The 7,165-nt window shown below is 49.2% G+C and carries 5 protein-coding genes; all 5 read left to right on the forward strand.

All coding sequences use genetic code 11. The features are described from left to right. Positions 1 to 494 precede the first annotated feature (494 nt). Positions 495 to 1,832, forward strand: coding sequence for a GntP family permease (locus tag ACFO8Q_RS18980; RefSeq protein WP_380027972.1), 1,338 nt, complete (start codon positions 495 to 497; stop codon positions 1,830 to 1,832). A 27-nt stretch (positions 1,833 to 1,859) separates the two neighbouring features. Beyond that, positions 1,860 to 2,675 carry a methyl-accepting chemotaxis protein gene (locus ACFO8Q_RS18985; RefSeq protein WP_380027958.1) on the forward strand — a complete coding sequence of 272 codons (816 nt, stop codon included), beginning with the start codon at positions 1,860 to 1,862 and terminating at the stop codon, positions 2,673 to 2,675. Between the two features lie 15 nt (positions 2,676 to 2,690). Next, the gene (locus tag ACFO8Q_RS18990) at positions 2,691 to 3,476 is read left to right on the forward strand and encodes a 3-hydroxybutyrate dehydrogenase (RefSeq protein WP_380027960.1); all 786 of its coding nucleotides are present in this window, start codon (positions 2,691 to 2,693) and stop codon (positions 3,474 to 3,476) included. A gap of 76 nt (positions 3,477 to 3,552) precedes the next feature. Continuing rightward, positions 3,553 to 4,938, forward strand: coding sequence for a TIGR00366 family protein (locus ACFO8Q_RS18995; protein WP_380027962.1), 1,386 nt, complete (start codon positions 3,553 to 3,555; stop codon positions 4,936 to 4,938). A 57-nt stretch (positions 4,939 to 4,995) separates the two neighbouring features. Further along, the gene (locus ACFO8Q_RS19000) at positions 4,996 to 6,963 is read left to right on the forward strand and encodes an AMP-binding protein (RefSeq protein WP_380027964.1); all 1,968 of its coding nucleotides are present in this window, start codon (positions 4,996 to 4,998) and stop codon (positions 6,961 to 6,963) included. Positions 6,964 to 7,165: the final 202 nt, after the last annotated feature.

The following is a 7,165-nucleotide window of genomic DNA, read 5'->3' on the forward strand; positions in this document are numbered from 1 at the left end:
CCTTATCACGGCGTTATTTTAGAATTCTTAATGGAATTTATTCAAATAGCGACTTGGGAGGGTCTTATTTCCTAGAAAACCATCGGATACGTGTGGTTTTCCGCCATATAAGACCCTGAGAGTCCTTTATTTCTTTATTTACGAATCAAACGGGGAAAATAACATCCCGAAAGTCCGTTATTGCAATATAACCAGCACAAATTAAAACAACGAACACCATACGGTCAAGTTTATTTAATGAGTCCAGAAATTTGGAATCGAGTCCAAATTTCTGGATTTTTGTCTTTTACCCAACTAACATGTTAATCCGCCACCCCCGATTCCAGAATGTTGGACTCTTCTGTCGGACCGTATACACTTTTGCATATAAATCAAGGGTGGCATGAATCTTGCTTATTTTCTGGTAATGGACAAAAAATTGTCACACATCGAAAAGAGAGGATGGGGTCAAAGTGGTTGAGGTGTTAGCGATTCTGGTTTCACTTGGACTGCTCATGTTTTTCGCTTACCGGGGATACCCGGTCATCGTGTTCGCACCGATTTTCACGCTGCTGGCAGTTATTTTATCAGGTCTTGCCTTACTGCCAAGCTATACGGAAACATTCATGACGAATGCGGCGAACTATGTGAAATCATTTTTTCCAATTTTTCTTTTGGGAGCGATCTTTGGAAAAGTAATGGAAATGAGCGGGGCTGCCGCATCGATTGCACAATCGATCGTCAAAGCGCTCGGTTCGAGAAGGGCTATTTTGGCTGTAGTGCTTGCTTGTGCCATCCTGACTTATGGCGGGGTGTCATTGTTCGTCGTGGCTTTCGCTGTTTACCCGTTCGCGGCAGCGATTTTCCGCGAGGCCAATATTCCGAAGCGCTTGATACCGGGAACCATTGCACTAGGCGCGTTTACATTTACAATGGATGCGCTTCCAGGCTCTCCGCAAATTCAAAACATTATTCCGACCAACTATTTTGGAACGGACGCGTATGCAGCTCCGGTCTTGGGGACTATCGGCGGAATTATGGTGTTTGCAGGCGGGATGTTGTGGTTGGAAAGGCGACGCAAACAGGCGGAAGCTGCCGGTGAAGGATATGGGGAAGGCCATATCAATGAACCGGAAATCAATCGGGAAGAGAAGTATCCCAACATTTGGATCTCCTTGCTGCCGCTGGCGCTTGTACTGGTTTTTAACTATTTATTAAGCAGAGGAGTCTGGACAGTTACCGAGTGGTACGATCCTGAACTGCTCAAAAAGAATTTCAATATTGCAAACGTGAAAACGGTTGCATCCTCGTGGGCTTTGATTATTGCTCTTACTGTGGGAATCCTTACTGCTTTATTGATTAATCTCAAGCAAGTGCAAACCAAGCTGGCTGCTGGACTGACAGCTGCTGCAATGGGTGCGTTGTTGGCAATCTTTAATACGGCATCTGAAGTTGGTTTCGGGAACGTGGTCAAGACATTGCCCGGTTTCAAAATGATTCAGGGATGGATCCTGGGAGCAAGCGAGCACCCGTTGGTATCCGAGGCGCTTGCAGTTAACGTATTAGCCGGGATTACCGGATCGGCGTCGGGCGGTATGTCGATCGCACTGGAAGTAATGGGCAAGCAATATCTTCAGATTGCTCAAGCGGCCGGTATCAGCCCCGAGCTATTGCATCGGATTGCCTCTATGGCCTCCGGAGGAATGGATACATTGCCGCATAACGGTGCCGTCATTACCCTGCTTGCGATCACAGGACTCACGCACCGTCAATCCTATAAGGACATCTTTGCAATCACGGTTGTGAAAACGCTTACGGTCTTTATTCTGGCATTTGCAATTTCAATCTTCTAAGATGATTTGTCGGTTGGAGGTGCACGAATGAAGCTGGACTCGATAGTTGAGCAAGCTCACCTCTTTAAACAATTGCTGGATTTGAACATGGATTCGGTGTTATGTGTTTCAAACCGCACGACTTATTTGTACGCGGAAGCAAGCCCCAACTTTGATATGGGGGTGCGGCCGGGTCAAGAGGTTAAAGAAAGGTCGACACTTGCAGATGCGATGGCTTCCAAGCGACCGGTCAAAAGAGTGATGGATCGGTCGCTTTACGGGATTCCCTATATCGCAATGGCAGTTCCCATTTTTGATGATGAGTCGAATGTATGTGGCGGACTCGTATGCTGCATATCCACCGAGCAGCAAGCAAAACTTTACAGTTCCGCTCATGAGTTGTCCGCGATGATGGAACAACTGTCCGCAACAGCAGAAAAATTTACCCACAGCGCAGAGTCTCTTGCCAATGCGAATCTGGGAATCGTCACTTTATCGCAAAAGCTGGATGAACAAATGAAAGAGATCAAAAACGTGAGCCGCCTGATCAAGCAAATTTCCGGACAAACCAACCTTCTTGGGATCAACGCATCGATCGAGGCCGCGCATGCGGGTCAACACGGCCGCGGGTTTGCTGTGGTGGCAAATGAAGTAAGGCGCTTGGCAAATGATACCCAGGCATCTGCCGAGGAGGTTACGTCAACTGTAAACGATGTGCAGGAAAGCGTGAAACAAATGCTTTCTCAAGCGGAATCTATAGCATCGTCAGGCCAGGAACAAGCTGCAGGGGCCCAGGAATTAACCGCTGTGATTCATCGCATCAACAGTTTGGCTCGCATCCTGAGCGAAATGTCGAAATCATAGGGAGGAGAGGTTGAAGTGGGGAAGGCGTTATCCACAAAAGTCGGCCTGATAACCGGAGCCGGGAGCGGCATTGGCCTTGAAATTGCCCGTACCTTTGCAAACGAAGGGGCGAGTGTGGTCATCGCAGACCTTAAAGAAGAAGCTGCGAAAACTGCCGCTGCACAACTGCAGAGTGAAGGACATCAAGCGGTCGGATTTGCCTGTGATGTGACAAATGAAGGCCAATTCGAACAATGCATCAACCAAACGCTGCAAAGCTATGGAAGACTCGATATTCTGGTAAACAATGCGGGGTTACAATATGTAGCGCCACTCGAGGACTTCCCGACGGAAAAATTTGAACTTCTGATCAAGGTGATGCTGACCGCTCCATTTATCGGAATCAAACATGCATTTCCGATTATGAAACAGCAGGGGTTTGGTCGAATCATCAATATGGCCTCGATCAACGGGCTGATCGGGTTTGCAGGAAAAGCGGCCTACAACAGTGCGAAACATGGTGTCATCGGTTTGACAAAAGTGGCCGCACTTGAGGGTGCTGCCCATGGAATTACAGTGAATGCATTGTGCCCGGGGTATGTGGACACCCCGCTGGTTCGCAATCAGCTGGAAGATTTGGCTAAGACCCGAAATGTTCCGCTGGAAAAAGTGTTGGAGGAAGTAATCTATCCGCTCGTTCCGCAAAAACGACTGCTTTCCGTGCAAGAAGTTGCTGATTATGCAGTGTTTCTGGCAAGCGAGAAGGGAAAGGGCATCACAGGGTCGCCGGTGGTAATTGATGGGGGATATACTGCTCAATGAGCAGTATCCTTCTCTTTCTTCTCATTGACTACCGACTTCCACTTATTTACACACTATCTTGTTTGGAGGGGAAGCGATGTTTGCCAGATTGACCAATTTTTTCGTCAGATATATGCAAAAGTACATGCCTGATCCTTATTTATTTGCCATTATTCTTACTTTGCTGGTTGTGGTACTGAATTTCTGGCTGGTTCCGCAAACAACTATGAGTGGTGTGATTAATGCATGGTACCAAGGGGTCTGGGGATCACAGAACATATTTACATTTGCCCTGCAAATGACTTTAATCTTGGTCTGCGGTACGACCTTGGCGCAAGCTCCATTAATCAAAAGAGGATTGGAGCGCTTGGCAGCGCTCCCGCAAAATCAGGTACAAGCTGCCATCATGTGCTTCCTTGTTGGAGCTGTAGGCTCGCTGATCAACTGGGGATTAGGGCTTGTTATAGGCACCATTCTGGCTAAAGAAATTGCAAAGCGCTTGGAACATATGGATTTTGGTTATGTAGTGGCGGCAGCTTATATGGGCTTTATTGTCTGGACATCCGGTTTTTCAAGCTCCATTGTGTTGGCTAACGCAGACCCGTCCAGTGCGCTGAATATTATTTACAAGATGACAAAACAAACAGTCGGCATCGAAAATGATATACTAACATTGTATAATATCGTCCCTGTGGCTTTGACCCTGATGGTATTTCCTTTCATGTTGAAATGGATCGCTCCCACCGATATTAAGCCGATTGATCGAAGCGTATTGCTTAAGGCGGAAACGGCAGCTGCAAGCGAATTGGCGCTGCAGCCGAATCAACTGAATGAATCGAAAACCTTTGCGAGCAGGCTTGAAAATGCTTGGATTCTTAACTTGATTCTAGTTGCCGCCGGGTTTTACCAGTTTTTTGGTCCGTTAAAAGGAGCCGTTACGATCAATACGATGATCCTGCTGTTTACCTTATTGGGATTGCTGTTTCATTGGACGCCGATCCGGTATGTGCGGGCGTTTTGTGAATCGGCCAAGGCATCAGGTTCTCTCCTGCTGCAATATCCGTTATACGGTGGAATCATGGCTCTGATGGCTTATGTTCCGGCAAAAGGAATTGATCCTCTGCAAACGGTTCTGGCCAGTGAGTTAGTACAAGCTGCGACTGCCTACACCCTGCCGTTTTTCAACTATATCGGTTCTTGTATCATTACGATGTTTGTGCCATCGGGAGGCGGCCACTGGGCTGTTCAAGGACCGGTCTCGATTCAGGCGGCTATGGCGCTTGGGCAAACATCTCCGGAATACCTGGGGAAAATCTCCATGTCGGTGGCGTTTGGTGAAGGGGTGTTTAACATGATCCAGCCTTTCTGGGCCTTGCCGATCCTTGCGTTGGCAGGTTTGACCATTCGCGACATTATGGGGTACTGCGTAATGGCTTTATTGTTTGGTTTTACGATCTTCGGAGCTGCACTCTTGATTTTCTAGATCATTGCAGCATGTAAGCGCATGCATACAGTCCAATCTGAGCTGGGGAGTGGGAAAATGAGTAAAGCAGTCTGGGTTCCCGATCAATCACTGATCGAATCTACTCGTATGTACCAATGGATGAAACAACTGGGGTTTACCGATTATGAACAATTTCTGCAAGCCTCCGTGAACGATATCGCATGGTTCTGGCGGGAAGCGGAGAAAGCGCTCGGCATCGAGTGGTTCCGTTCGTACGGCCAAGCGTTGGATTTGTCCCGCGGCATCAAATGGCCCGATTGGTATGTGGGAGGCCAAATCAATGTAGTGCACAATGCGGTCGACAAGTGGGCCCATAATCCGGCAACCGCTAACCGGATCGCTCTTGTTTGGGAAAGCGATGACGGGGATGTCAAGCGCTACACTTTCAGCGAATTGAGCGCTTGGATATCCCGGGTGGCGCAGGGATTGCGGAAACAGGGAATCGAAAAAGGGGATCGCATCTCCATCTATATGCCGATGATTCCGGAGACGGTGGTTGTGCTGTTAGCGGCTGCAAAAATCGGGGCGATGTTCTGCCCGTCATTCTCCGGTTACGGAGCGGATGCGGTCGCGAAACGATCTGATGCGGCAACGGCCAAGATGCTGGTAACGGCTGACGGATTCCTGCGGCGCGGGAAGGCGGTTGCCATGAAGGAAGAGGCGGATCGTGCCGTGACAATGTCTCCGACGATAGAGAAAGTGGTAGTCGTCCGCCGCTTAGGGCGTGAGATTCCTTGGACGGAAGGCCGGGATCTCGATTGGGCGGAGCTCGAAGGCGGGGCAGACCAGGCTGTGGCACAAGCAAATATCACCTTCCAATCGGAAGTGATGAACAGTTCCGACCCCTTAATGCTGCTTTACACTTCGGGTACCACCGGCAGACCGAAGGGAGCCGTTCATACACATACCGGATTCCCGTTAAAGGCAGCTTTTGATGCAGGATTCGGGATGGATCTCAAACAGGGCGAAACCTTGTTCTGGGTCACCGATATGGGATGGATGATGGGCCCGTTTTTGGTATTCGGCGCATTCTTGAATGGCGCGACAGCCGTACTCTATGAAGGATCTCCCGATTACCCGCAGCCCGATCGCTTGTGGAAGCTTGTGGCTGACCACCGGGTAACACATCTTGGAATCTCGCCGACACTGATTCGTTCACTGATGAAGCACGGGGAATCCTGGGTCAAGCAGCATGATATCAGTTCTTTAAGAGCAATAGGTTCCACAGGTGAACCTTGGAACCCGGAGCCTTGGATGTGGTTGTTTGAAAAAGTGGGGAACAGCCGGATTCCGATTATCAATTATTCCGGCGGTACGGAAATCTCCGGGGGAATTCTTGGAAACGTTCTGGTGAAGCCAATTGCTCCGATCACATTTAATTCGCCGCTGCCGGGGATGGATGTTCAGGTCTATGATGAGAACGGACAACCGATTCGCAATTTGGTTGGCGAATTGGTGATCAAGCAGCCGTGGGTCGGCATGACCAATGGTTTTTGGCAGGAGCCGCAGCGGTATGAGGAATCCTACTGGAGCCGCTGGCCCGACACTTGGGTACACGGTGACTGGGTGATTTTGGATGAGGAAGGATTCTGGACGATTACAGGCCGTTCGGATGATACATTAAATATCGCCGGAAAAAGAGTCGGTCCGGCAGAAGTCGAATCGGTTCTGGTGGGACACGAGGCGGTAGTGGAAGCGGGAACGATCGGGGTTCCGGATGAAATCAAAGGCGAAGCGGCAGTCTGTTTCGTGGCATTGAAGCCGGGAGTTGAGGCAACGCCTGATTTGCAGAAGGAGTTGCTCGACCTCATAGCGGACAAAATGGGGAAAGCGCTCCGTCCGAAAGCCCTGTATTTTGTAGCGGAACTTCCAAAAACCCGAAACGGAAAAGTCCTGCGCAGGGCGATGCGGGCCGCCTACCTCAATAAGGAGGCCGGTGATTTGTCTTCACTGGAGAACCCGGATGCGGTGGAGGCGATTCGGAAGCTGAATCAAACGGTGTAGCACGGTAAGGAGTAACCACCTGGTCGGCCAACCTTGGGTGGTTACTTCTTTTTTGAGAGTGCAACCATTACGGAACAAATCATGAACTCTATACGGTAACCGACTAACAAAAAATAGATATGAAGAAGGTATCAAAGTCTGAAATCCTTAGCAAATGCACGTATCCAAGAAAAAGCGCATACCAAATAAGCCGTACACAAGA

It is taken from the genome of Effusibacillus consociatus (genome assembly GCF_042652925.1).
GTDB lineage: Bacteria > Bacillota > Bacilli > Tumebacillales > Effusibacillaceae > Effusibacillus > Effusibacillus consociatus.

What these genes read in the sequence shown, in the direction of transcription:
- ACFO8Q_RS18980 (WP_380027972.1), top strand. Translation starts at nt 495, where the DNA reads ATGTTTTTCGCTTACCGGGGATACCCGGTCATCGTGTTCGCACCGATT.
- ACFO8Q_RS18985 (WP_380027958.1), top strand. Translation starts at nt 1,860, where the DNA reads ATGAAGCTGGACTCGATAGTTGAGCAAGCTCACCTCTTTAAACAATTG.
- ACFO8Q_RS18995 (WP_380027962.1), top strand. Translation starts at nt 3,553, where the DNA reads ATGTTTGCCAGATTGACCAATTTTTTCGTCAGATATATGCAAAAGTAC.
- ACFO8Q_RS19000 (WP_380027964.1), top strand. Translation starts at nt 4,996, where the DNA reads ATGAGTAAAGCAGTCTGGGTTCCCGATCAATCACTGATCGAATCTACT.